25 protein-coding genes are annotated in these 23,927 nt (G+C 31.5%); 3 read left to right on the plus strand and 22 right to left on the minus strand.

The genetic code is table 11. The annotated features are described in order from the left end of the window. Positions 1–152: 152 nt before the first annotated feature. Together BN3657_RS07760 and BN3657_RS07765 are read left to right on the plus strand one after the other, a co-directional pair. Entirely contained in the window at positions 153–743 is a 591-nt protein-coding gene (locus tag BN3657_RS07760) for a TlpA family protein disulfide reductase (RefSeq protein ID WP_062552456.1), read from the plus strand. 141 nt (positions 744–884) lie between these two features. Next, on the plus strand, positions 885–1,424 hold the full coding sequence (locus tag BN3657_RS07765; RefSeq protein WP_062552457.1) for a glutathione peroxidase: 540 nt from the start codon (positions 885–887) through the stop codon (positions 1,422–1,424). Positions 1,425–1,582: 158 nt separating this feature from the next. Here BN3657_RS07765 and BN3657_RS07770 read toward each other — a convergent pair whose 3' ends face one another. The 18 genes from BN3657_RS07770 to BN3657_RS07855 all read right to left on the minus strand — a co-directional run bounded on the left by BN3657_RS07770 (position 1,583) and on the right by BN3657_RS07855 (position 19,026). Continuing rightward, positions 1,583–1,855: a hypothetical protein gene (locus BN3657_RS07770; protein ID WP_019138505.1), complete on the minus strand. Its 273-nt coding sequence runs from the start codon at positions 1,853–1,855 to the stop codon at positions 1,583–1,585. Positions 1,856–2,113: 258 nt separating this feature from the next. Next, the gene (gene tuf / locus BN3657_RS07775; protein ID WP_062551610.1) at positions 2,114–3,307 is read right to left on the minus strand and encodes an elongation factor Tu; all 1,194 of its coding nucleotides are present in this window, start codon (positions 3,305–3,307) and stop codon (positions 2,114–2,116) included. Positions 3,308–3,324: 17 nt separating this feature from the next. Then, positions 3,325–5,400, minus strand: a complete 2,076-nt coding sequence (fusA, locus tag BN3657_RS07780) for an elongation factor G (RefSeq protein WP_019138506.1) — start codon at positions 5,398–5,400, stop codon at positions 3,325–3,327. A gap of 15 nt (positions 5,401–5,415) precedes the next feature. Beyond that, positions 5,416–5,886, minus strand: a complete 471-nt coding sequence (gene rpsG, locus BN3657_RS07785) for a 30S ribosomal protein S7 (protein WP_019138507.1) — start codon at positions 5,884–5,886, stop codon at positions 5,416–5,418. A 93-nt stretch (positions 5,887–5,979) separates the two neighbouring features. After that, a complete protein-coding gene (gene rpsL, locus BN3657_RS07790) occupies positions 5,980–6,393 on the minus strand; it encodes a 30S ribosomal protein S12 (protein ID WP_019124174.1) in 414 nt (137 codons plus the stop codon). Between the two features lie 194 nt (positions 6,394–6,587). Beyond that, the gene (locus BN3657_RS07795) at positions 6,588–7,178 is read right to left on the minus strand and encodes a hypothetical protein (protein ID WP_062552458.1); all 591 of its coding nucleotides are present in this window, start codon (positions 7,176–7,178) and stop codon (positions 6,588–6,590) included. Between the two features lie 26 nt (positions 7,179–7,204). Continuing rightward, positions 7,205–7,810, minus strand: coding sequence for a hypothetical protein (locus BN3657_RS07800; RefSeq protein WP_062552459.1), 606 nt, complete (start codon positions 7,808–7,810; stop codon positions 7,205–7,207). Next, positions 7,798–8,439 carry a hypothetical protein gene (locus BN3657_RS07805; protein ID WP_062552460.1) on the minus strand — a complete coding sequence of 214 codons (642 nt, stop codon included), beginning with the start codon at positions 8,437–8,439 and terminating at the stop codon, positions 7,798–7,800. The genes BN3657_RS07800 and BN3657_RS07805 overlap by 13 nt, the downstream gene beginning before the upstream one ends. Positions 8,440–8,637: 198 nt before the next feature. After that, a complete protein-coding gene (locus tag BN3657_RS07810; RefSeq protein WP_062552461.1) occupies positions 8,638–9,597 on the minus strand; it encodes an ABC transporter permease in 960 nt (319 codons plus the stop codon). After that, entirely contained in the window at positions 9,590–10,717 is a 1,128-nt protein-coding gene (locus BN3657_RS07815; protein WP_062552462.1) for an ABC transporter permease, read from the minus strand. Before BN3657_RS07815 ends, BN3657_RS07810 begins: the two co-directional genes overlap by 8 nt. After that, positions 10,704–12,236: an ABC transporter ATP-binding protein gene (locus BN3657_RS07820; RefSeq protein ID WP_062552463.1), complete on the minus strand. Its 1,533-nt coding sequence runs from the start codon at positions 12,234–12,236 to the stop codon at positions 10,704–10,706. The genes BN3657_RS07815 and BN3657_RS07820 overlap by 14 nt, the downstream gene beginning before the upstream one ends. Positions 12,237–12,355: 119 nt before the next feature. Then, positions 12,356–13,450, minus strand: a complete 1,095-nt coding sequence (locus BN3657_RS07825; protein ID WP_062552464.1) for a BMP family ABC transporter substrate-binding protein — start codon at positions 13,448–13,450, stop codon at positions 12,356–12,358. Positions 13,451–13,665: 215 nt separating this feature from the next. Then, positions 13,666–14,694, minus strand: a complete 1,029-nt coding sequence (locus BN3657_RS07830; protein ID WP_062552465.1) for a hypothetical protein — start codon at positions 14,692–14,694, stop codon at positions 13,666–13,668. An 83-nt stretch (positions 14,695–14,777) separates the two neighbouring features. Then, complete coding sequence (locus tag BN3657_RS07835; RefSeq protein WP_062552572.1) at positions 14,778–15,824, minus strand: ABC transporter substrate-binding protein; 1,047 nt, start codon at positions 15,822–15,824, stop codon at positions 14,778–14,780. Between the two features lie 5 nt (positions 15,825–15,829). Then, positions 15,830–16,615 carry an ABC transporter permease gene (locus BN3657_RS07840; protein WP_062552466.1) on the minus strand — a complete coding sequence of 262 codons (786 nt, stop codon included), beginning with the start codon at positions 16,613–16,615 and terminating at the stop codon, positions 15,830–15,832. Beyond that, positions 16,612–17,445, minus strand: coding sequence for an ABC transporter permease (locus tag BN3657_RS07845; RefSeq protein ID WP_062552467.1), 834 nt, complete (start codon positions 17,443–17,445; stop codon positions 16,612–16,614). Before BN3657_RS07845 ends, BN3657_RS07840 begins: the two co-directional genes overlap by 4 nt. Further along, the gene (locus BN3657_RS07850) at positions 17,442–18,476 is read right to left on the minus strand and encodes an ABC transporter ATP-binding protein (RefSeq protein WP_062552468.1); all 1,035 of its coding nucleotides are present in this window, start codon (positions 18,474–18,476) and stop codon (positions 17,442–17,444) included. The genes BN3657_RS07845 and BN3657_RS07850 overlap by 4 nt, the downstream gene beginning before the upstream one ends. A 10-nt stretch (positions 18,477–18,486) precedes the next feature. Beyond that, the gene (locus tag BN3657_RS07855) at positions 18,487–19,026 is read right to left on the minus strand and encodes a helix-turn-helix domain-containing protein (protein WP_019138519.1); all 540 of its coding nucleotides are present in this window, start codon (positions 19,024–19,026) and stop codon (positions 18,487–18,489) included. Between the two features lie 327 nt (positions 19,027–19,353). On the opposite strand from BN3657_RS07855, the gene BN3657_RS07860 reads away from it, so the two are divergent. After that, positions 19,354–20,061: a heparan-alpha-glucosaminide N-acetyltransferase gene (locus BN3657_RS07860; protein ID WP_082676839.1), complete on the plus strand. Its 708-nt coding sequence runs from the start codon at positions 19,354–19,356 to the stop codon at positions 20,059–20,061. Here BN3657_RS07860 and BN3657_RS07865 read toward each other — a convergent pair whose 3' ends face one another. From BN3657_RS07865 to BN3657_RS07880, 4 genes are read right to left on the minus strand one after another with little or no spacing between them, the layout of a single operon-like run. Further along, entirely contained in the window at positions 20,062–20,922 is an 861-nt protein-coding gene (locus BN3657_RS07865) for a TPM domain-containing protein (RefSeq protein ID WP_062552469.1), read from the minus strand. Positions 20,923–20,931: 9 nt separating this feature from the next. Beyond that, on the minus strand, positions 20,932–21,504 hold the full coding sequence (locus tag BN3657_RS07870) for a LemA family protein (RefSeq protein ID WP_062552470.1): 573 nt from the start codon (positions 21,502–21,504) through the stop codon (positions 20,932–20,934). Next, positions 21,494–22,675: a tRNA uracil 4-sulfurtransferase ThiI gene (gene thiI / locus BN3657_RS07875; protein ID WP_062552471.1), complete on the minus strand. Its 1,182-nt coding sequence runs from the start codon at positions 22,673–22,675 to the stop codon at positions 21,494–21,496. The genes BN3657_RS07870 and thiI overlap by 11 nt, the downstream gene beginning before the upstream one ends. A gap of 8 nt (positions 22,676–22,683) precedes the next feature. Beyond that, complete coding sequence (locus BN3657_RS07880) at positions 22,684–23,829, minus strand: cysteine desulfurase family protein (RefSeq protein WP_062552472.1); 1,146 nt, start codon at positions 23,827–23,829, stop codon at positions 22,684–22,686. Positions 23,830–23,927 lie beyond the last annotated feature (98 nt).

The raw sequence follows: 23,927 nt of genomic DNA on the forward strand, positions 1-23,927 counted from the left end.
CCATTTCTTTGGAGAACAATTAGTTTTTTATACTTGGAGTTCCCGAACAAGTGAAATAAATTATACCTTATTTTTTAAAAATAGACAAGTTTTTAGCCATGAAGTATAATTGACTTAGGCAAAATTAAAAATTTTTACACTGGAGTGATTAAATGAAAAAACTATTTAAAATTCTAATTTTATTTGCAGTGGCACTTAGTCTTTTTGCCTGCAATAAGAAAAGTGATACTAATACTAAGACAAATGAGCCAAAAGAAGTTGAAACAAAAACTGCTTCAGCTATTGAATTAAGTAAAATGCCAATTGAAAGATTTGACTTTCACACAATGGAAATCATGGAAGGAAATGTTGTAAAATCTGAAGATTTTTATAAGGAAAAAAATCTTACACTTGTAAATGTTTGGGGAACATTCTGTGGTCCATGCAAGGAAGAGATGCCAGACTTAGGAAAATTACACGAAGAATATAAAGATAAGGTAAACTTTCTTGGAGTTGTTGTAGACACTAATGCAAGCATGGATTCTAATGTTGAAGAAGCACAAAAAATTATAAAGGATTCTGGAGTTAATTATACAAATATTATGCCAAATCCAACAACTGAAGACAGTCTTGTAAATATAACTGCAATGCCAACTACTTTCTTTGTTAATTCTGAAGGAAAAGTCCTTGGAGGTTTTGTAGGTCAACAAGATAAGGAATCAATTGCTGCTACAATTGATAAATTACTTGAAGAAAATAAATAATTTTTTAAATTAAAATTTTTATGAGACAAGATTAAATTTTTTAGAGATGGTAGATTCCATCTCTTATTTTTTATAATAATAAATCAAAATTTTTTTAATTTTCTTTTTATGGGTAATCTATATATAATAGGAGGAATTAAAATGATTTATGATTATAAACTAGAAAAACAAGACGGTAGTTTTTTAGACTTAGCTGACTTAAAAGGAAAAGTTATTCTAATTGTTAATACTGCTACAAGATGCGGCTTTACACCCCAATATGAAGATTTAGAAAATTTATATGAAAAATATCATGAAAAAGGGTTAGAAATAATCGACATACCTTGCAATCAATTTAAGGAACAAGCCCCAGAAAGCGATGAAGAGATCACAAATTTTTGCCAAGTTAATTACAATATAGAATTTCCACAAATGAAAAAGACTGAGGTAAATGGTGAAAATGAACTTGAACTTTACAAGTTTTTAAAGTCTCAAAAAGATTTTGAAGGTTTTGGAAAGGGTCCAAAGGCTCTTGCAATGTCAACTCTTTTAAAATCAATTGACAAAGATTATAAAAACAATCCTGATATAAAATGGAATTTCACAAAATTCTTAGTTGATAGAGATGGAAATGTAGTAGAAAGATTTGAACCCACAGCTAAAATGGATATTATAGATGAAAAAATTTCAAAATTAATATAAGTTTTTATTATATTTATGCTAAAAAACTTCTGTATGAAATATTACAGAAGTTTTTTGTTTAAATTTATATAAGAAATATAGAATAAGTATATAAATATGAAAATAAGATTTTAAAATAACACTGAAATATAGATACTCCCGAGCCATCCTAATAAAAATCAATTTTTATAATCTTTTTTCAATTCTTTTAAGATTATATAAATATCCCTAATAATAAAAATGTCCACAATCAAAGTTAGTAGCATAAATATAAAGGCTTCTCTAATTGAGCTTTGTGAAACTCCTCTTATAGCTTTTATACGATTATAACCTATCCATTTACTATAGAGAGATCCAGTTCCACCAAATACACGCACTCCATTATAATTTAAAGAAAAATTTATAATAAATAAAGTAAAAAGATGAATAAACCTATTTATAATTTTTTTCATATATACCTTCCTTCCTTTATTTGTTTGGACGATTCTATATCTTGATTATAAACCCATAACAGTCATAAATCTAGCCAATAGTAAATCTTTTTATTAATTCAGTAAACATTATTTTATCACTGACATAAGAATATAAAAATTGTCACGATGATTAAGTCCTCCATGCTCATCAAATTTTAAGTCCAAAAATTTACATCAAAAAAGAGGGAGCATAAACTCCCTCTAATTTTTTATTTATTAAGATTGTAATCCAAAGGATTAGTCAATAATCTTTGATACTACTCCTGATGCTACAGTTCTTCCACCTTCACGAATAGCGAATCTTAATCCTTCGTCCATTGCGATTGGTGTGATTAGTGTTACTGTAAATGTTGAGTTATCTCCTGGCATTACCATTTCTACGCCTTCTGCTAATTGGATATCTCCTGTTACGTCTGTTGTTCTGAAGTAGAATTGTGGTCTGTATCCGTTAAAGAATGGAGTGTGTCTTCCTCCTTCTTCTTTTGTTAGTACATACACTTCTGCTTCAAATTTTGTGTGTGGGTGAATTGTTCCTGGTGCTGCTAGTACTTGTCCTCTTTGGATTTCTTCTCTTTGTACACCTCTTAGTAGGGCTCCAATGTTGTCTCCAGCTTCTGCTTGGTCTAGTTGTTTTCTAAACATTTCTACACCTGTTACTACTACTTGTCTCATTTCGTCTGTTAAGCCAACTAGTTCTACTGTGTCTCCTACTTTTACTACACCTTGTTCTACTCTTCCTGTTGCTACTGTTCCTCTTCCTGTGATTGAGAAGATGTCTTCGATTGGCATTAGGAATGGGTGTTCTGTGTCTCTTGCTGGTGTTGGAATGTATTCGTCTACTTCTTCCATTAGTTTTGCTACTTTGTCTCCCCATTCTCCGTCTGGATCTTCTAGGGCTTTTAGTGCTGATCCTACTACGATTGGTGTGTTGTCTCCGTCAAAGTCGTATTCACTTAGTAGATCTCTTACTTCCATTTCTACTAATTCAATTAGTTCTGGATCGTCTACTTGGTCTTCTTTGTTTAGGAATACTACAATCTTTGGTACACCAACTTGTCTTGCAAGTAGGATGTGTTCTCTTGTTTGTGGCATTGGACCGTCTGCTGCTGATACTACTAGGATTGCTCCGTCCATTTGTGCTGCTCCTGTAATCATGTTCTTAACATAGTCAGCGTGTCCTGGGCAGTCAACGTGTGCGTAGTGTCTTTTTTCTGTTTCGTATTCTACGTGAGAAGTTGAGATTGTGATTCCTCTTTCTCTTTCTTCTGGTGCCTTGTCAATGTTTGCGTAATCTACGAATTCTCCGCCGCCAAATCTCTTGTTCATTACAAGTGTGATTGCTGCTGTAAGAGTTGTTTTACCGTGGTCAACGTGACCAATTGTTCCAATGTTTACGTGTGGTTTATTTCTTTCAAATTTTGCCTTTCCCATTATAATCCTCCTATTTATTAGTTTTTATTTTTATCTCCAACTACTTCTTCTGCTATTGATGCAGGTACTTCTTCGTAATGATCAAATATCATTGAGTGTGTTGCTCTTCCTTGTGTATTTGAACGAAGACTAGTTGCGTAACCAAACATTTCTGCTAGTGGTACATAAGCTGTAACAATTTGAGCTCCAGCTACTAGTTCCATACCTTCCATTCTTCCACGTCTTGAGTTAATGTCGCCAATTACATCTCCCATGTATTCTTCTGGAGTTGTAACTTCAACTTTCATCATTGGTTCAAGAAGTACTGAGTCTGCTTTTGCAAGAGCATCTCTTGTTGCCATTGATCCAGCAATCTTAAATGCCATTTCTGAAGAGTCGACTTCGTGATAAGAACCATCATAAAGAGTTACTTTAACATCAAGAACTTCGTATCCACCAACAATACCTGATTTAAGTGCTTCTTCAATACCTTGTTGAGTTGGTCCAATAAATTCCTTAGGAATAGCACCACCAACGATAGCATTTTCAAATACAAAGCCTGCACCTGGTTCGTTTGGTTCGATTCTAATTTTAGCGTGACCATATTGTCCACGGCCACCTGATTGACGAGCGTATTTAGCTTCGCCTTCAGCAGCTTTTCTAATACCTTCTCTATATGATACTTGTGGGTTACCAATATTAGCTTCAACTTTAAATTCTCTTAAAAGTCTATCAACGATGATATCAAGATGAAGTTCACCCATACCAGAGATAATAGTTTGACCAGTTTCTTCATCAGTATGTGTTCTGAATGTTGGATCTTCTTCAGCAAGTTTTGCTAATGCAAGAGCCATCTTGTCTTGAGAAGCCTTAGTCTTAGGTTCAATTGCTACAGAGATAACTGGTTCTGGGAATTCCATGTTTTCAAGAATAACATGACTCTTTTCATCACAAAGAGTATCACCAGTTGATGTATCTTTTAGACCAACAGCTGCAGCGATTTCTCCTGCATGGATTTCTTCGATTTCTTCTCTCTTGTTAGCGTGCATTTGAAGAATTCTTCCGATTCTTTCTCTCTTACCTTTAGCACTGTTCATAACGTAAGAACCTGCTTTTAAAACTCCAGAGTAAACTCTAAAGTATGCAAGCTTACCTACATATGGGTCAGTTACAATTTTAAATGCAAGAGCTGAGAATGGTTCATCATCAGATGAATGTCTTTTTACTTCATTTCCGTCTTCATCAGTACCAACAATAGCAGGTACATCTATTGGAGATGGAAGATAGTCAATTATTGCATCAAGTAGAAGTTGAACACCTTTGTTCTTGTAAGAAGAACCACAAGATACTGGAGTAATCTTAACATCAAGAGTTCCTCTTCTGATAGCTTTTTTAAGAAGTTCCTTGTCGATTTCTTCTCCTTCAAGATAAGCCATCATTAGGTCTTCATCAAATTCAGATGCGACTTCAATTAAGTTTTCTCTATATTTATTTGCAATATCCATGTACTCTTCAGGAACATCAGTAATTTCGATTTCCTTACCAAGTTCATCTTTGTAAATTTCTGCTTTCATTTCAACAAGGTCAATCATTCCAATGAAGTTATCTTCTGCACCCATTGGTACTTGAATTGGAACTGGGTTACCCTTTAGTTTCTTGTCGATTGTGTCAACTGATCTAAAGAAGTCTGCACCTGTAACGTCCATCTTGTTGATATGTGCGATTCTTGGAACGTGATATTTATCTGCTTGTCTCCAAACAGTTTCAGATTGAGGTTCTACACCACTTTTTGCATCAAAAAGTGCAACAGCACCATCAAGTACTCTAAGAGATCTTTCTACTTCAACTGTGAAGTCAACGTGTCCCGGAGTATCGATGATATTAAGTCTGTAGCCTTTCCAGTGAGCTGTAGTAGCTGCAGAAGTAATTGTAATACCTCTTTCTTGTTCTTGTTCCATCCAGTCCATTTGAGCTCCACCGTCATGAGTTTCACCGATTTTGTGAATCTTGCCGGAGTAAAAAAGAATACGTTCTGTTGTAGTAGTCTTTCCAGCATCAATATGGGCCATAATACCTATATTTCTATATTTTTCTAATGGTATTTCGCGAGCCATAAATTCCTCCCCTTATTACCATCTATAGTGAGCAAATGCCTTGTTAGCTTCTGCTGTTCTATGCATTTCATCTTTTCTCTTAACACTTCCGCCTAAACCATTAGATGCGTCAAGTATTTCTTTTGCAAGTCTTTCGTGCATTGTCTTTTCGCCTCTAGCTCTTGCATATTTAACTAACCATCTTAGGCCTAGAGTTTGGCGTCTTTCCGGTCTTACTTCCATTGGTACTTGGTAAGTAGCACCGCCTATTCTTCTTCCCTTTACTTCAAGTACAGGCATTACATTGTTAAGTGCCTTGTAAAATACTTCAAGTGCGTCTTCTCCAGTTTGTTCTGCTATAGTTTCAAGTGCTCCATAAACAATTCTTTGAGCAGTACCTTTTTTACCGTCAAGCATAACATTGTTTATAAGCTTAGTGATAACTACATCACTGTAAACTGGATCAGCCATAACTTCACGTTTTTGGATATGTCCTTTTCTTGGCATAACTTCCCTCCTTAACTATTTTTCAGTCGATTCATTGGTACTCAGGTTGAGCCCGTAAGCCAAAAATCTATAAAATCTCATCAAAAAATTCTATCAATTTTTAGGTTTCTTAGTACCATACTTAGATCTTGATTGCTTTCTATCTGTAACTCCAGCTGTATCAAGAGTACCTCTTACGATATGGTATCTAACACCTGGTAAATCCTTTACTCTTCCACCACGGATTAAAACAACACTGTGTTCTTGTAGGTTGTGTCCGATTCCTGGAATGTAAGCCATAACTTCATATCCGTTTGTTAAACGAACTCTGGCAACTTTTCTAAGAGCTGAATTCGGTTTTTTAGGTGTTACTGTTCTTACTGCAACACAAACTCCTCTTTTTTGTGGAGAGTTAACTTCTGTTTCAACTTTTTTAAGTGTGTCATAGTTTACATCAAGAGCTGGTGATTTAGATTTACTGTGAATTTTCTTTCTACCATTTCTTACTAATTGGTTAATTGTAGGCATTAATTGCACCTCCTGTTTTATTAATAGTATCAGACATTTCAAAGACTACCCAGTCTTAGGTAGTCTTTCCGTCTCAAATACTCATCAATTTTATCATTAGATAATCATTAAGTCAATAAAAAATATGAGAAATCGGCGAATTCTTCATATTTTTTCATTATCTATTATTTTTAATTAAATTTACATAAGTTTATTCACCAAAAAACAAACCTGTCTGCCTTTATTAGATTATAAATTATAAAGAAAATTTGAGAAATGATAAAAATTATATCTAATATAGTAAAAACTATTCTATAAAGATCTTTCTTTGTAAAAATTGTCCTAAGATTCTTTATTAAAAAATATAGATTAACCATAAAACATCCTATTAACAAATAAATCGCAGTGTTAACATAAGCTGATTTGTTAAAATTTTTTATAACATTTCCATTTTTTAGTGTTAAGAAAAATACAAACTGATAAATTGTAAAAATTAGACAATTTATTATAACTATTAGCTTTAAATATTTTTCATTCTTATAAATTTTTGAGTCGAAATCTAATATTTTCAATAAAATATATATAACAAGATAACATCCAAAATAAAATAAGATTACCTTTGTTCTCGAATAAATTGAACTAAGCCAACAGCTTGTTAATATTGTGTAAGCTAGGTAAGAATCTAAAAGTTTATCTTCTTTGATAGAATTTTTTTTAACTTTCTTCTTAGATAATTTTCTAATGATTATAAAAAATAATATGGCTAAAAAAGTTCCAAAAAGTATTACTTGAATTTTGCCTGTCATTTCTCTCTCCTTTAACTAAAAAATTTTTACATCCTATCTAGATAAAAATCAAATCTATTTATGTTTATGAAGTTATGGGTTATAAATCCAACAAAAATTAATACATATAAAATTTGTAAAATTATAAAAATCTTATTGTAAGTGTCCTTTTTCACAAAAATTTTAGATAATAACTTTTTTGATAAATAATAGCTAAGCCACAAGATAACTAAAATAAAGCATGGCAAAACAATTGAAAATTCACTTTTTTTAAAGGAATCGATTTTATGACCATCTTCAAGACTTATAAAAAATATTAGTTGATAAATTATAAATACAACTTGAGAAATTATAATTGTAATTTTATAAAGTCTTGGGTCGTCTTTGTACTTATTTTTCATAATATCTTCTGTGTAAGTTCTATAAACAAAATATGCCACAAGACCAAAAACTGCTAAATATATATATGGCTTATTTTGACTAAAAACAATGCCAATCCAAAGAGGCAACATAGTAAAAGCATATATGTAGTTTTCCACTATAACGCTACTTTCAGTTTCTATTCCTCTTTTTTCTTTATATCTATAAGTTAATGGAATTATTGAAGATATAAGTATGGCTGGTATAAAAAATAATAAAATTAATGATTCCATAATTCCTCTCCTGACATTTCTTGATAATTTTCTCTTTCTACATAAAAATCAAATCTATCAATATTTATTATGTTATATAAAGTCCCCAAAATAAATATTACAATAAAAATTATCAGACTTATAATAAAAATCTTTCTCCATAAATCATTTTCTACAAAAATAAATTTCACAGTCCTCTTTGTAAAAATATATGTAATATAGGATAAGAAGAAAATGTTTATTATTAATATGTTTCTAAAATCACTTTGACTATAGGAATAAATAGTCCCTATACCAAAAGTATCAATAAAAGAAATTATTTCAATTACTATTAATAAAATAGAAGTGAAAATTAACTCATATTTTATTAGATTTTTATTGTTTAATAGTTGACTTCCTCTCTTGGATTGAGTGAAAAGAGTTAAAACTCCCCATGCTATAAACATTATAAAAGCAAATGCAATTATAGTTACAACTCCTTGATACATTCTAAATCCCAATTGTAAAAGCATATAACTCGTGATTATAAATCCAAATACAAGGTCATTATCACTGTCTCTTTTCCCTACTTTTTCTTCTCTTTTTAAAATATAAGTAACTAATATAGAAGTAACTAAAAAGACTAAAAAGTAAATCATTGTATCAGTCATATCTTCATCTCCTTTACAATTTAGTATAACACGCATAGTAGAGAGTTTTAAAGAAAAACAGAAACCAATTTTATTATGTGAATATTCTTAAAGAATTTTTTCTATTCTCTGTTATATAAATCTCTAAATAATTTAGAAAATTTAATGAGTCAAATATGCATAAAAAAGGTCCCAGCCAAAGCTGAGACAAATTTTATTTTAATTATTTCTTTCATAAGGAAGACCATCTGAGGATGGTGCTCTTGACCCCTTTACAAAAGCTATTAAAACTATAAGAGTTATTGCATAAGGAATCATTGAAAGTAGGTTTGTATCAATTTTTATGCCAATAGATCCTAGAAAAACTGAAAGTCCTTGGGCAAAACCAAATAATAAGCAAGCAAGCATTGCTCCTTGAGGTTTCCATCCACCAAAAATTACTGCTGCAAGGGCTATGAAGCCTTGACCTGATATAAGAGTTTCTCTGTAATTTGAAACAACAGCAAGTGACATTGATGCACCGCCTAGTCCTGCCAAAAATCCAGATGCAAGAACACAAATGTATTTGATCTTGTAGGCGTCAACTCCAAGAGTTTCTGCTGCTTTTGGATATTCTCCAACCGCTCTTATTCTAAGACCCAATCTTGTTTTGTATAAAATAAAATAAACTATAAAAACAATTATAAAGGCAATATAGACTGAAGCGTATTGTGAAAAAACTATATCAAAGAATCTGCTTATACCCTTTGCTCCTGCATCAGACTTAAATACTTTTCCAAATAAAATTGGAAGTTTATTTTCATAAGGAATTGATTTGGACATTGCTGCTCCATCAAAGAAAAGTCTACACAAGAAAAGTGAAAGTCCAGGTCCAATTAAATTTATGGCTATACCACTTACAACATGGTCTGCAGCAAAATTTATTGTGGCAATGGCATGTAGAAGTGCAATTAGCATTCCCCCAAGACCTCCGCACAAAAATGCAAGCCAAGGATTTCCTATATAAAATCCAACAATAGAACCAACGACTGCTCCAATGGACATCATACCTTCAAGACCAATATTTACAACTCCAGCGTTTTCAGATAATACTCCACCAAGTGCTGTATAAATAAGGGGAGCAGAATACAAAAGTGTAATCGATAAAATACTAGCTAAACTTAATAGTGAATTATTCATTTGCTCCTCCTTTTTCTATATTTTTATTATCCTTCTTTGACCACTTAGTGAAGAAGAATTTTATCATATCCAAAAGTTTTGGCATTGCTATAAATAAAATCATAATACCAATAATTATATTTACAACTTCTGAATAAGTTCCTATTGTAGTTAACTTTCCTCCTCCATAAATTAAACCTGCATAGAGAAAAGCTGCTGGAATTGTTCCCAATGGGTTGTTACCTGCTATAAGGGCAACAGCCATACCGTCAAATCCATATCCTTCTTGGGCTGCCATAATTCCTATATCACCAGAAACTCCAAGAACTGTTATAGCTCCAGCAAGACCTGCTAATATTCCTGCAATACCCATGGATTTTACAATAGATTTGTTAATATTAATTCCACCGTATTCAGCAGCTTTTTCGTTGAAACCAACTGCTCTAAGTTCATAGCCAAGAGTAGTTTTCTTTAAAATATACCAAACTACAATGGCAGCTATAATGGCAATTATTATGCCAAAATTTAGTGGCGGATTTAAAATATCTTTTAAGAATTTATGGTCCAAAAGATATGCTCTACCTTCCTTACTCATCTTCCAAACTCCAGCAATTTTTATACTTGCACTTTGTTTTATTTCGTAAGAGTTATCTGATTCAATGCTTCTTAAAATTGGAAAACTCAAAAGATAATTACTTAGGTAAAATGCAATCCAGTTCATCATTATAGATGAAATAACTTCATTAACTTCAAATTTTGCCTTTAATATACCAACTAAAGCTCCCCAAATATATCCACACAAAGCACCTGCTAATAGAGCAACAAGTCCGTGAATTACTGGTGGAAGATCTAACAAAAGTCCAACAACAAGAGCTCCAATAGAGCCTACAATATATTGTCCTTCTGCCCCAATATTAAAAAGTCCAGTGTTAAATGCAAAAGCAACAGAAAGTCCAGTTAAAATAAGTGGAACTGCTCTTACAATTGTCCAAGAAATATACTTAGGCTTTCCAAAAGCTCCCAAAAATATAACTTTGTAGGCTTCCACTGGATTAGTCCCACTAAGTAAAAGAATTATAGAACCAATTAAAATACCTAGTACAATGGCAAGAACTGTATATAAAAATCTATTCCTCTTCATTTTTACCTCCTGCCATATAAAGTCCAATTTCTCTCTCATTTGTAGTCTTAGCATCTAAAGTCTTTAAGATTTTTCCATTATAAATAACAGAAATTCTATCAGACAGTGCCATGATTTCATCTAACTCAAAGGAAATAAGTAAGACTGCTTTTCCCTTATCTCTTTGTTTTATTAAAAAGTTTCTAATATATTCAATTGCACCAACATCAAGACCCCTAGTAGGTTGAGCTGCAATTAATAAATCTGGGTCACCAGAAATTTCTCTAGCTATAATAACTTTTTGTTGATTACCACCAGATAAAGCCCCAGCAAGTTGCTCTATATTTCTAGGTCTAATGTCATAATCTTCTGAAAGGTCTTTTGCATTTTTTTCGATATTAGGAAAATCTAAAATTCCCTTTTTAGAAAACTTTTCTTTGTAATATTCTTTTAAAATAATATTTTCTGCAACAGAAAAATCTAAGACAAGACCACGAAGTTGTCTGTCTTCAGGGATTGAATTTAATCCTCTTTCTATAATATCCCTTGGGCTTAAATTTAAAATTTCTTCACCCTTAAAAATCACAGAACCAGATTCAGCTTTTTTAAGACCTGTTATAGTTTCAATGAGTTCAGATTGACCATTTCCATCAACACCAGCAATTCCATGAATTTCTCCAGCCTTGATATCTAAATTTAAATTATCTAGCTTTTTGACATTTCTAATATCTCTTGCACAAAGGTCTTTAATTTCTAAGATAGTATCTCCTGGATTGGCATCGCACTTATTAACATCAAGATGAACTGCCCTTCCCACCATCATATCGGCAAGTTCGGATTCACTCACATCAGAAACATTTACTGTGTCAATTTTCTTTCCGCGTCTAATAATAGTACATCTATTTGCCATTTGCTTAATTTCCTTTAGCTTGTGGGTGATGATTATAATTGACTTGCCTTCTTTGGCAAGATTCTTTATTATTTCAATTAATTCAGTAATTTCTTGTGGAGTTAAAACTGCAGTAGGCTCGTCAAAAATTAAAATGTCGGCGCCCCTGTATAGAACTTTAAGTATTTCAACTTTTTGTTGAGTTCCCACAGAAATATCTTGGATTTTTGCATCGGGATCAATCTTAAAACCATATCTTTTTGAAAGAGCGATAACATCTTCCCTTGCCTTTTTTATATCCACCTTAATTCCATTCATAGGCTCCATACCAAGAACAATATTTTCGACAACAGTGAAGGGTTCAATAAGCATAAAGTGTTGGTGAACCATACCAAGTCCAGCTTTTATAGCATCGTTGGGATCTTTAAATTCTTTTTTTTCATTATTAATATAAATTTCACCTGAAGTTGGAGAACTCATGCCATATAGCATATTCATAAGAGTCGTCTTGCCGGCACCATTTTCTCCAAGAAGAGAATGAATCTCTCCTCTTCTAATATCAAGATCAATCTCGTCGTTTGCGATGAAATCGCCAAATTTTTTGGTGATTTTTTCCATCCTTACGACTAAATCTTTATTATCAATTTCCAATACAAACGCTCCTTTTTTATGTTAAATAAATTATACCAAAGATTAAGATAATTTTAAAATAATTTACAATAAAAAAAGCCATCTCCATGAGATGACTCAAAAAGAGATGGCAAATAAAATTATTTACTTTGGTTGTAAGTTTCTTCGTTGTAAGGAACTTTAATTTCTCCAGAAATAATTTTTTCTGAGATTTCATCAACTGCTTTTAATATTTCAGGTTTAACATTCTTATCAGAAGTTGGTGCAATACCTACTGCTCCACCATCTGCTAGACCTAATTCAATAGTTTTTCCACCTTCAAATTTGCCTTCTTGCATATCTTTTACAACTTGGTAAACAGCAACATCGCCGTTTTTCATTGCAGAAGTTAATACATTTTCAGGAGCTCTGTCGCTTTGGTCTCTATCAACACCAATTACCCATTTGTCAGCTTCTTTAGCAGCTTCGATAACACCTTCGCCTGCTCCACCAGCTGCGTGGAATACTACGTCAGCACCATTTTGATACATTGTAGCAGTGATTGATTTACCTTTTTGTGCGTCAGAGAAGTCTCCAACATATTGGCTAAGAACTTCTATGTCAGTTCCCTTTTCTTTAGCTGCGTAATCAACACCAGCCTTGTAACCATATTCGAATCCCCAAATAATGTTACCTTCTTGGCCACCAACGAAACCAACCTTGTTAGTTTCAGTAGTCATACCAGCAATGTAACCAACTAAGAAAGAAGGTTCTTGTGCTCTAAACATAATTCCAAGTAGGTTTGTTGGAGCTTCAATTTTGTTTCCATCTTTATCAACTGTAACATCAACGTCAACTATTGCATAGTTAGTTTCAGGATACATTGCAGCAGCTTCAGCTATTGCTCCACCCATTTTGAAACCTGCACCAACAATTAAATTCTTTTCTTGGTCAGCAAAAGTTTCTAGGTTAGGAGTGTAGTCCTTAGTGTCCTTAGATTCAACGTAGTCAGCATTAATTCCAAGTTCATCCTTAGCTTTTTGTAGTCCTTCCCAAACACCTTGGTTAAAAGATTGATCGTTAACTCCACCTTCGTCAGTTACAAAACCAACATTGATGTCTTCTGCTTTAGCTTCAGTTGTTTCTTTAGTAGCGTTTTCAGCATTTTCATTTGCTTCTTTTTTGTTGCCGCCACCACAAGCAACAAGTGTCATTGCTATCAATAACACTGAAAGTAATGTAATTTTCTTCTTCATTTAAAAATCCTCCTATAGATATTTAATTAAATTATATATTATTATGGATTTTATTTCAATTTTTATAAAAAAGTTTTCATAATAGTAATTTATATTAAATAATTTTTACAAATTTTAATTTTCATGATTTATTAAAAATTTATATAAACTATATGTAAAATTATATTAAAAAAGGTCCAATATAAAAATTGAACCCTTATCATAAAAATATTTAATTATCCAATAAATACTCTTGGAATCATGAAGAAAACAACTGAGAAAACAAAGTAGCTTAATAAAAATGCCACAGATTGTTTCATTTCTTTAGTTCCAAATTTAAATTCTCCTTCTGTTCCAATATATCTAGCTGCAATAGACCCTATGCATCCTAAAATTGGATAGGCAATTAAAACTCCAAGATTGCTTGTTCCCTTGTCCATAAATCTGTAAAAAGCAGGTATCATAATGAAAAAGGCTCCAAGATATATTTGGAAATTTCCTCTGTCAAACCAAATTAGAGAAATTACACCAAGTGATATTACTAATAATACAACTGTGGAAATTGTATTTATAAGTGAAATTTTATTAATCAAGGATTGGTTAATTAATTCTAATTTATTTACATAGTAGCCTGAGTTAGTATAAGCTTCTTTTACACTATTTGTTGACTTAGTAGTTTCTGTCCAATTTTCTACTTTTGCATTTGTTACAAAAACTGATGCATCTTCAACCTTTTGTCCGCCAGAGAAATATAGTGGATTTGGTTTGTAGTAAACTTGGAATTCATATTCTCCAACTTTTTCCTTTAGACTTAATTTTACTTCGCTTACTGCTTTAAATTCTTTATTGTCAGTCTTATTATAAAAATCTTTTACTTTTAATCTTAATTTTTCTTCAAATAGGGATTTGTTAATCTTGTCAAAGTCACCTCTTAGATTGACCTTAGATTTTCCAAAAGTAACTCCTTCGTCAAAGTAAATTTGTCTATTAGGAGTTCCCAATATTCTAGCAGTTGTATCTTCGCCTGTGTAATTAAACTTTATGTCATATTTTATAAGACTTTCATTGCCTTCTTTTTCCACTGATCTTGTTACTTGAAGATTTTCTACTCCATCAGCATTGTTAAAAAGAATTCCGTCAAATTCTCTATTAACATTAGAATTTGGCCACAAAAGAGACTTACTGAAAAAAGCAGTTAGAGAAGCTAACATAAGTACTAATAAAAAAATTGCAAATACCACAAGCTTTTTTATTCTCTCGTTCATTTTAAACCTCCATTATGAAAACATTTCGCATATATTACATGATATCACATGAAGGTCTTAAAATAAACAAATTTATTAGCATATTAAAGATTGGAAGCATTTATTTCTGTCCAAATTCTGTCGTAAACTTTTATAAAGTCTCCTAAATCTCTAAAGGATTCAAGTTCTGGAAGTTTGTCAAAGTCTGGATAAGCAACTTTTGAGTTTTTAATTTCATCTGGAAGAAGTTCTTTTACTCCCTTAACAGGTGAAGTATATCCAACACAGTATTCTGCATTTTTTGCTTGTACTTCTTTTTCAAGCATATAATTTATAAATTTTTCTGCTCCTTCAACATTTTGTGCGTTCTTTGGAATTACCATTGAGTCATACCAAATATTTGAACCTTCCTTTGGCACAACATAATCAAGATCTTCATTTTGCCCAATCATTAGAAGAGCATCTCCTGAATACATTACAGATAGGTTTGCATCTCCTTGAACTACAACATCACGTCCATCATCATCAAGGTAAGCATAAACTAAAGGTTTTTGTTCAATTAATGATTTTTTAGCTTCTTGTAATTCATTTTCATTTTTTGAATTTAATGAGTAACCCAATCTCTTTAAAGCTATTCCAAGTGTATCTCTTTGAGAATTATACATAATTATTTGGTCCTTGTATTTTTCATTCCAAAGTATATTCCAAGAATCAACCACATCTTTTACTTCTGCCTTGTTGTAGACAATTCCTACAGTTCCCCAGAAGTATGGCACAGAGTATTTGTTTTCTGGATCAAAGCTAGGGTTTTTTAATAAATCTTCAACATTTTCAAAGTTTGGAATATTTTTAAAGTTAATTTCTCTTAAAAGTCCTTCATTTGTAAGTCTTTCAATCATATAATCACTAGGAACAACTACATCGTATTTGTCTTGTGATTGAGTCATTTTAATATAAAGGTCTTCGTTTGACGCGTAAGTATCGTAATTTACCTTAATACCTGTTTCCTTTTGGAAATCTTTTAAAATTTGTGGGTCAATATATTCTCCCCAGTTATAAACATAAATTTCTTCTTTTGCTGTTTCTTCTTTGCCACATCCTGTAAGTCCAATAAGCATTAATAAAGAAAGAGCTAAAATTATTTTTTTCATGTGTTTCATAGGTTCACCTCAATTTTTTTCATTTTATCACTTCTCTTGTTAATTATAACAAGAAGAATTAAAAGTGCTACTAACATTAGTGTTGATACTGCATTTATTGACGGATTAATTCCCTTTCTAGCCATAGAATAAATTGTTATGGATAGGTTTGAAACTCCCTGTCCAGTATTGAAAAAGGATATTACAAAATCATCTATTGAAAGAGTAAACGCCATTAAAGCTCCAGTAAGAATTGCAGGTTTTATTTGTGGAATTACCACATTTAATATTGCATAAGTTGGTGTAGCTCCTAAGTCTAAAGCTGCTTCTACTGTATTTTTTTGCAACTGATTTAGTTTTGGAAGAATTGACAGTATAACATAGGGAATGCAAAATACAATATGTGAAATAATCATTGTTGTGTATCCCATTCTTATGTTAAAAAGTCCAAAAAGTCCCATAAGAGCAACTGCTGTAACAATGTCTGGATTAATTACTGGTAAATAATTTATATTTAGGATGGCATCTCTTTTAAAGCCCCTAAGTTCATTTATTGCTATGGCAGAAATTGTACCAACCACTGTGGATATAATAGTTGCTATCACTGCTACTATTATTGTTGTCCATAAAGATGATAAAATTGCTGGGTCAGAGAATAAATTTTTATACCATTTTAAGGTAAAACCTGCCCAAGATCCTCTAAGTTTTGAATTATTAAAACTAAAGACAACTAATATAATAATTGGAGCATAGAGGAACAAAAATATTAAAAATAAATAAATTCTATCAATTATTTTTTTCAAGATAAGCCTCCTTCTATTTCTCCAGTTTTAATTTTTTTATTAAATAGCTTTGGAAGAACTAAAATCAAAAGCATTATTAAAATTAAAATCATAGAAATTGCAGATCCAAATCCCCAATCTCCTGTAAAAGTAAATTGTTTTTCAATTAAGTTACCTATTAAGTAGAAATTATTTCCACCTAATAAATTTGGTACAACAAAAGTTGAAATTGCTGGTATAAATACCATAGTTATGCCTGTGTAAATACCTGGAAGTGACAATGGAAATATAACTTTTGTGAAAACTTCAAAGTCATTTGCTCCCAAGTCCTTAGCTGCTTCAATTAGCTTATGATCCATTTTAAGAAGGACAGTGTAAATTGGAAGCACCATAAAAGGTAAAAAGTTGTAAACCATACCTATCATAATTGCCTTTGAATTGTACATAAGGTCCCAGGGTCCAAGTCCAAAAATTCCAATAAATTTATTAATTAAACCCTTATTTCCTAGTAAAGTTAACCAAGCATAAGTCCTTAAAAGGAAATTCATCCACATAGGAATAATAAAAATTAAAATCATATTGTTCCTTAGCTTTTCATTCATTCTAGAAATTATATAAGCTACTGGATATCCAATTAATAGACAAAAAATAGTTGAAAGGCCAGCTAAAACTAAAGACATAACTAAGATTTTCAAATATAAGGGTTCAAAAAATCTTGAAAAATTATCTAAAGTAAAGGCAAAATCTGACAAATCTGTGTTGGCAGAAAGTGAGTGGGCAAGTATTAAAAATAGTGGGAGTACAATGAATACTAAGCCCCAAAATAAATAGACTAATGAAAATTTTTTCATATCAACCTCATTACGTGAATCAAATCATCTTTTATAAATATGCCTGTTTTTTCTCCCACTTCTCTTTTTTCAGTTGACTGAACAAGCATAGAGTAACCATCTACATCCACAGTCATTTCATAGTGAACACCCTTGAAGACAAGACTTGTCACTCTTCCTTCAATTTGATAATTTTCATCTACCAAAAGTACATCTTCAGGTCTTATTACCACTTCTACATCTTCATTTTTATTAAATCCCTTGTCTACACATGGAAAATCATAATTTAAAAATCTAACTTTATAATCTTCCAGCATTTTTGCCTTAATTATATTTGACTCTCCAATAAAGTCTGCTACAAAGGCATTTTTTGGTTCATTGTAGATATTTATTGGACTGTCCATTTGTTGAATTTCACCATTATTTAAAACCACAACTGTATCACTCATGGAAAGAGCTTCTTCTTGATCATGAGTAACATAAATAAAAGTAATTCCAACACTTTTTTGGATTCTCTTTAATTCTATTTGCATAGCTTGTCTTAATTTTAAATCAAGTGCACCTAGTGGTTCATCAAGCAAGAGAACTTCTGGTTCATTTACAAGAGCTCTTGCAATTGCAATTCTCTGTTGTTGACCACCAGAAAGAGATTCAATTTCTCTATTTTCAAAACCCGCAAGATTAACAAGTTTTAAAACTTCTTTAACCTTTTCTTTTATTAAATTTTTATCCATCTTCTTTATCTTGAGACCAAAGGCAATATTATCAAAGACATTCATATGAGGAAAAAGTGCATATTTTTGAAAAACAGTGTTAATTTTTCTCTCATAAGCTTCTTTATTTGTAATATCTTCTCCGTTAAAGAGAATTTGTCCTTCATCAGGCTCTTCAAAACCACCAATAAGTCTTAAAATTGTAGTTTTACCACAACCTGATGGTCCTAAAATAGTTAAAAATTCATCTTTTTTAACTTTAAAGTCAAAATTCTTTAAAATTATATTATCCCCAAAACTTTTTGTTATATTTTTTAATTCAATTACATAATTTTCCATATTTCACCGCCTAAAAATTTGGTGGAGATGATATCCACAAAATCTCAGTTTCACACTTTCCTTCATTTTTTAAATAATGAGACCTGTTAGCCTTAAAATAAAAACTTTCTCCTTTTTTTACCTTGTATTCCTCATTCCCATAAATAAGATTGACACTTCCTCTTAGGACAAAACCAAATTCTTCACCCTCATAGGGTTGAATATCCTTTGATCTTCCACCAGCTTTTATTTTTATCCTCATAGGTTCCATCTCATTTTTTTGAGCATTTGGAACAACCCAATCCAAAATATAACCCATTTCATCATTTTCACTTTCGAAAAAATCTTCTTCTTTAAAGGTTATTTTTTCATTTTCATCTTTTTTAAAAAAAAGACTGGGGTTGGTCCCAAGGGCTTCCAAGATATCCAAAAGAGAATCAACTGATGGCGACGTCAAATTTCTTTCAATTTGAGAAATAAAACCCTTTGTGAGTTCAGACCTATCAGCAAGTTCTTCTTGGGTAAGACCTTTTTCAATTCTCATTTCTTTTATTTTATTTCCAATATCCATTGCATCACCTATAATATTAAACAAATTACTTAAATTATTAAACTCATTAGAGTATAAGTGTTAAGTGTAATAAAGTCAATAGATTAGTCCTATTTAATAAAGTAAATTTTTTGTCAAATATAATTTACTAAGAACATTTTTAAGTTTTTAGTTCTTCTTGCTTTTTATAAGCTTTTTTAATTTATCTATTTTGATTTAAAATTTTTCTTTTTTTTACGAGAAATTTCTTATTTTAAAATCTAAAATTATTCAACAAAAATATATGCCATATAACTTTAATAAAATTTTAAAATCTATATTGTGTTATAATTTTTCCAGAGGTGTTATATGGATACTATTAAGAAAAGATACAATGCTATAGATTTTTTGCGTGGCTTTACTATTATAAGCATGATAATTTATCATGGAATTTTTGATCTAGAGAATTTTTATGGATTTGATTTAAATCACAATTTTTATTATTTTCAACAGTATATATGTATTTCCTTTATCTTAATTTCTGGTTACTCAACACATTTTTCCAGTAATTTTAAGAAAAAATTTTTGATTTTGACAGGACTTTCACTTTTAATAACTCTTGGATCCTATATTTTTTCTAAAGAAGATGCAATTTATTTTGGAATAATTCACTTTTTTGCAGGAGCAACATTAATTCATCTTCTCATAAAAGATTATATAAAAAAAATAAATCCAAAATTTGGACTTATTGTAAATTCTATTTTATTTATTTGTCTTAAAAATATTTATTATGGAAGTATTTTTTTTGGAAAAATTAAGCCTCCCCAATTTTTATACGATTTGAATTTATTTGTTCTTGGTCTTCCTAGCGAAAATTTTTCATCTGGAGATTATTTTCCTCTTATTCCATGGATATTTTTATTCTACATGGGCTATTTTCTCTTTGATTTTGTAAAATTTACGAAAAAAGAAGCCTCCCACAATATTATCAATATTATGGGCAGGCATTCTCTTTTGATTTATTTTCTCCATCAAATAATTTTGATTGGAATTTTTTCTCTTATCTTTGGTTTTTGATTAAATTCTTCCGCTGGCACCTCCGCCACCAGAGGAACCTCCTCCGCCGAAGCCTCCAAAGCCTCCGCCACCAAAGCCGCCAGATGATCCACCGAAACCACCAGATCCACCAAAGCCGCCGTAGCCTCCAAAGGATCCTGGTCCCCAGAAAATCACTGGTCTTTGTCTTCTTCTCCTGCTTCCTGGTCCATTTCCACCAGATCCACCATCATTATTATTTCTAAAAATTAAATAAATTATAAAAAGAGTTAAAATCATTCTCAATATTCTCAATATAGGAAAAATTGATGTAAATAGATTACCTTCACCTTCATCAGATGAATAATCAATTTCTTCTTGCGGCTCTCTTGCCACAATATCAACATTATATTCCCCTTGATATAATTTTATTAGCTGAGCATAACCTTCAAGGACTGCCTTCTCAAAGGGTCTGTCATTTTCATTTTCTGAGACAACTTTTCCCATTTGCCTTATAATTCTTGAGGCATAGGCATCGGGTATAAAACCTTCAGATCCATAACCAGTCTCAATTCTTACAAATCTATTGTTTTCATCTAAAAGTGCCACAAGCATGAGAACACCATTGTCCTTATCCTTGTCGCCAACTTTTATGTCATTAAAAATCTTTGTGCCGTACTCTTCTAGTGAATAGCCTTCCAAATCCTTGACTATAACAATGGCAATTTCCCCACCAGTTTTCTTTTTTAAATCATAAGTGGTCTTGTTGAGATAATCAATTGACTCCTGGCTTAAAGTATTTGTTTCGTCATAGACATTGTAAGACATCTCACTTTTGTCAAAGGCATAGACATTAAAGACTAGGGTGAATACAAATAAAATTGTAGCTAACAATTTTTTCATAGCTATCACCTAAAATTTAACTTCTGGTACTTGATTGTCCTTTTCTGAAACTTCAAAATAATCTCTTGGTCCAAATCCTAAAATCTTTGCAATAATATTTGTTGGAAACCTTCTAACTTTTTGATTGTAAAGTTTAACTGTGTCGTTGTATCTCATTCTTTCAGTGGCAATTCTATTTTCTGTTCCTTCAAGTTGAGCTTGTAGGTCTAAGAAATTTTGATTTGCCTTTAATTCTGGATAATTTTCAACAACTACATTTAATTTTCCAATAGCTTCTGTCAAATTGTCATTAGCTTCAGCAAGTTCTTTTGGTGTATTTGCTTCTGAAACTCCTGCACGAGCTTTTGTTATTTCTGTGAAAGTATCTTTTTCGTGACTTGCATATCCCTTTACAGTTTCTACAATGTTAGGAATTAAGTCAGCTCTTCTTTTTACTTGGTTTTGAACTTGTGCCCAAGCACCGTTAACATCTTCATCTAGCTTAACTAGATTGTTCCATTGACCGCCGAAGAAAATTGCAATTACAACAACTATGGCTATTACTGCAACTATACCGACAGCGCCCCTATTTTTATTCTTCATCGCTTCCTCCTATTTTTTTAACTTTCATTTTAGCTATAGTTTCTTCAACAAGTTTATCACAGTCAAGTGGTTCTTCTGATTTCTCTATTCCCTCAACACTTGGTGTCAAAAGTGGATGTTTTGGTAAAAATACTGTGCAGCAATCTTCAAAAGGAAGGATTGATGTTTCATAAGTATCAATATCCTTAGCAATATCAATTATATTAACCTTGTCCATGCCAATAAGTGGTCTAAATACAAGTTTATCTGTTATATCATTAGTTACCTTTAAGCCGTCAATAGTTTGTGATGCAACTTGACCAAGATTTTCACCTGTAATGATACAATCATAATCATTTTCTCTTGCAATTTTATCTGCAATTCTCATCATAAATCTTCTTGATATAATAGTCATCTCGTCTTCAGGACAATTAATATTTATTTCCTTTTGAATATCCAAGAGGTTTACAGAATAAAAAGTCAAATCTCCAGAGAAATTTGAAATATCCTCTGCAAGTTTTTTTACCTTTTCTTCAGCTCTCTCAGAAGTAAATGGATAAGAATGGAAATGAAGGCAGTCCACAAGAACGCCTCTTTTTGCCATTAAAAATCCAGCTACTGGAGAATCTATTCCACCTGATAGTAAAAGAAGACCTCTTCCATTTGTTCCTGTTGGAAGTCCACCATGAGCTTTAATTTTATCTACATAGATATAGGTATCCTTTTTCAAATCACAATAAACATAAAAGTCTGGGTTGTGAACATCAACCTTAATGTCAAAATTTTTTAATACCATGCCACCAATCTTTGCAGAAATTTCCATAGAATTAAGAGGAAACTTTTTATCTCCTCTATTTGTCTTTACCTTAAAAGTTTTAAACTCTGGATTTTTCTTTAAGCTTTCATCAACAACTTTTAAAACTGCTTCTTCGATTTTATCCCAGTCAGTTTCTACAAGATAACTTGGAGCAATGTAGACTATACCAAAAACGTGTTTTAATCTACTTATCAATTTTTCTTCATTGTCACTTGTAACTTCCACATAGATTTTTCCCATATTGTGATATACTTTTCCATGATCTAAATTTCTCAAATTTCTTTTTATGGATGAAATCAATTTTTCAATAAATCTATGTCTGTTTTTTCCCTTTAGAATAACTTCCCCAAGAGAAAGTGCCATAACTTTTTTCATTCAATCACCTATCTCATTATCTTTCTAATTTCATCGACGTACTCAACTAATTTATCCACAAAAACATCAATATCTTCTTTTGTGGTATCTTTGGAAGTACAAATTCTTATTGTTCCCTCAGCATACTTATCATCTAAACCAATTTGTTTTAAAGTTGTTGACTTGTGTGTTCCATTGGACGTGCAGGCAGAGGCAGTTGAAATATAAATTTCATCACCTTCTAAGTAGTGAAGAAGAACTTCAGCCCTAATATCCAATATTGAAAGAGAAACTATGAAATTTGTAGCATTTTCTGGAGTATTTATCTTATAATCTTCTAAATTATTATTTAGCTTTTCTAAAAGATATTCTTTAATTTCTCTTGCGTGATCAAGTCTTTTTTCCAGATCTCTTTTTGTAAGTTCGCAAGCTTTTCCAAATCCAAGTATTCCTGGCACATTTTCAGTTCCAGATCTAAGTCCCTTTTCTTGACCCCCACCAATAACAAGGCTGTCAATATTTACATCTCTTTTTTTATATAGACCACCCATGCCTTTTGGTCCATATATCTTATGAGATGAAAAAGAAAAAGTGTCGCATCCAATTTCCTTTACATTTACTGGGATTTTCCCAACAGACTGTACTCCATCAACATGGCAAAAAACATTTTTATTAACTGATTTTGCAATTTCAAAAATTTCTTTTACATTATTTACAGTGCCAAGCTCATTGTGTACATAAATTATAGAAACTAAAATAGTATCTTCATTCATCTCTTTTTTGAACTTTTCAATATCCACAGCACCAGTTTTATCTACATCTAGATATACAACTTCATAACCAAGTTCTTTGTAATGTTTAAACTGATCATCAATAGAGGCGTGTTCAATAGAAGAAGTGATTATCTTCTTTCCTCTCCTCTTATTTTTTTCAATAGCTCCGTGAACAGCAATATTGTTGCTCTCAGTTCCTCCTGAAGTAAAATAAATTTCGTCACTTTGAGCTCCAATTAAATCGGCAGCATTTTTCCTTGCAATATCTATTTCCTTTTCAACTTTTAAACCAAAACTATGTAAAGATGATGGATTGGCAAAATCATCAGTAAGAGCCTTCATCATTACTTCAACAACTTCTTTATCTGGTTTTGTCGTAGCACAATTATCTAAATAAATCATATATCTTCCTTCTATCTATTTTAAACTTTTCTACTAATTTTATATTATAACATGATTTATAAGTCTATTTCTAACAAAGACGCCATTTATAGATAAAA

The organism is Peptoniphilus phoceensis (genome assembly GCF_001517665.2).
Lineage (GTDB): Bacteria > Bacillota > Clostridia > Tissierellales > Peptoniphilaceae > Peptoniphilus_A > Peptoniphilus_A timonensis.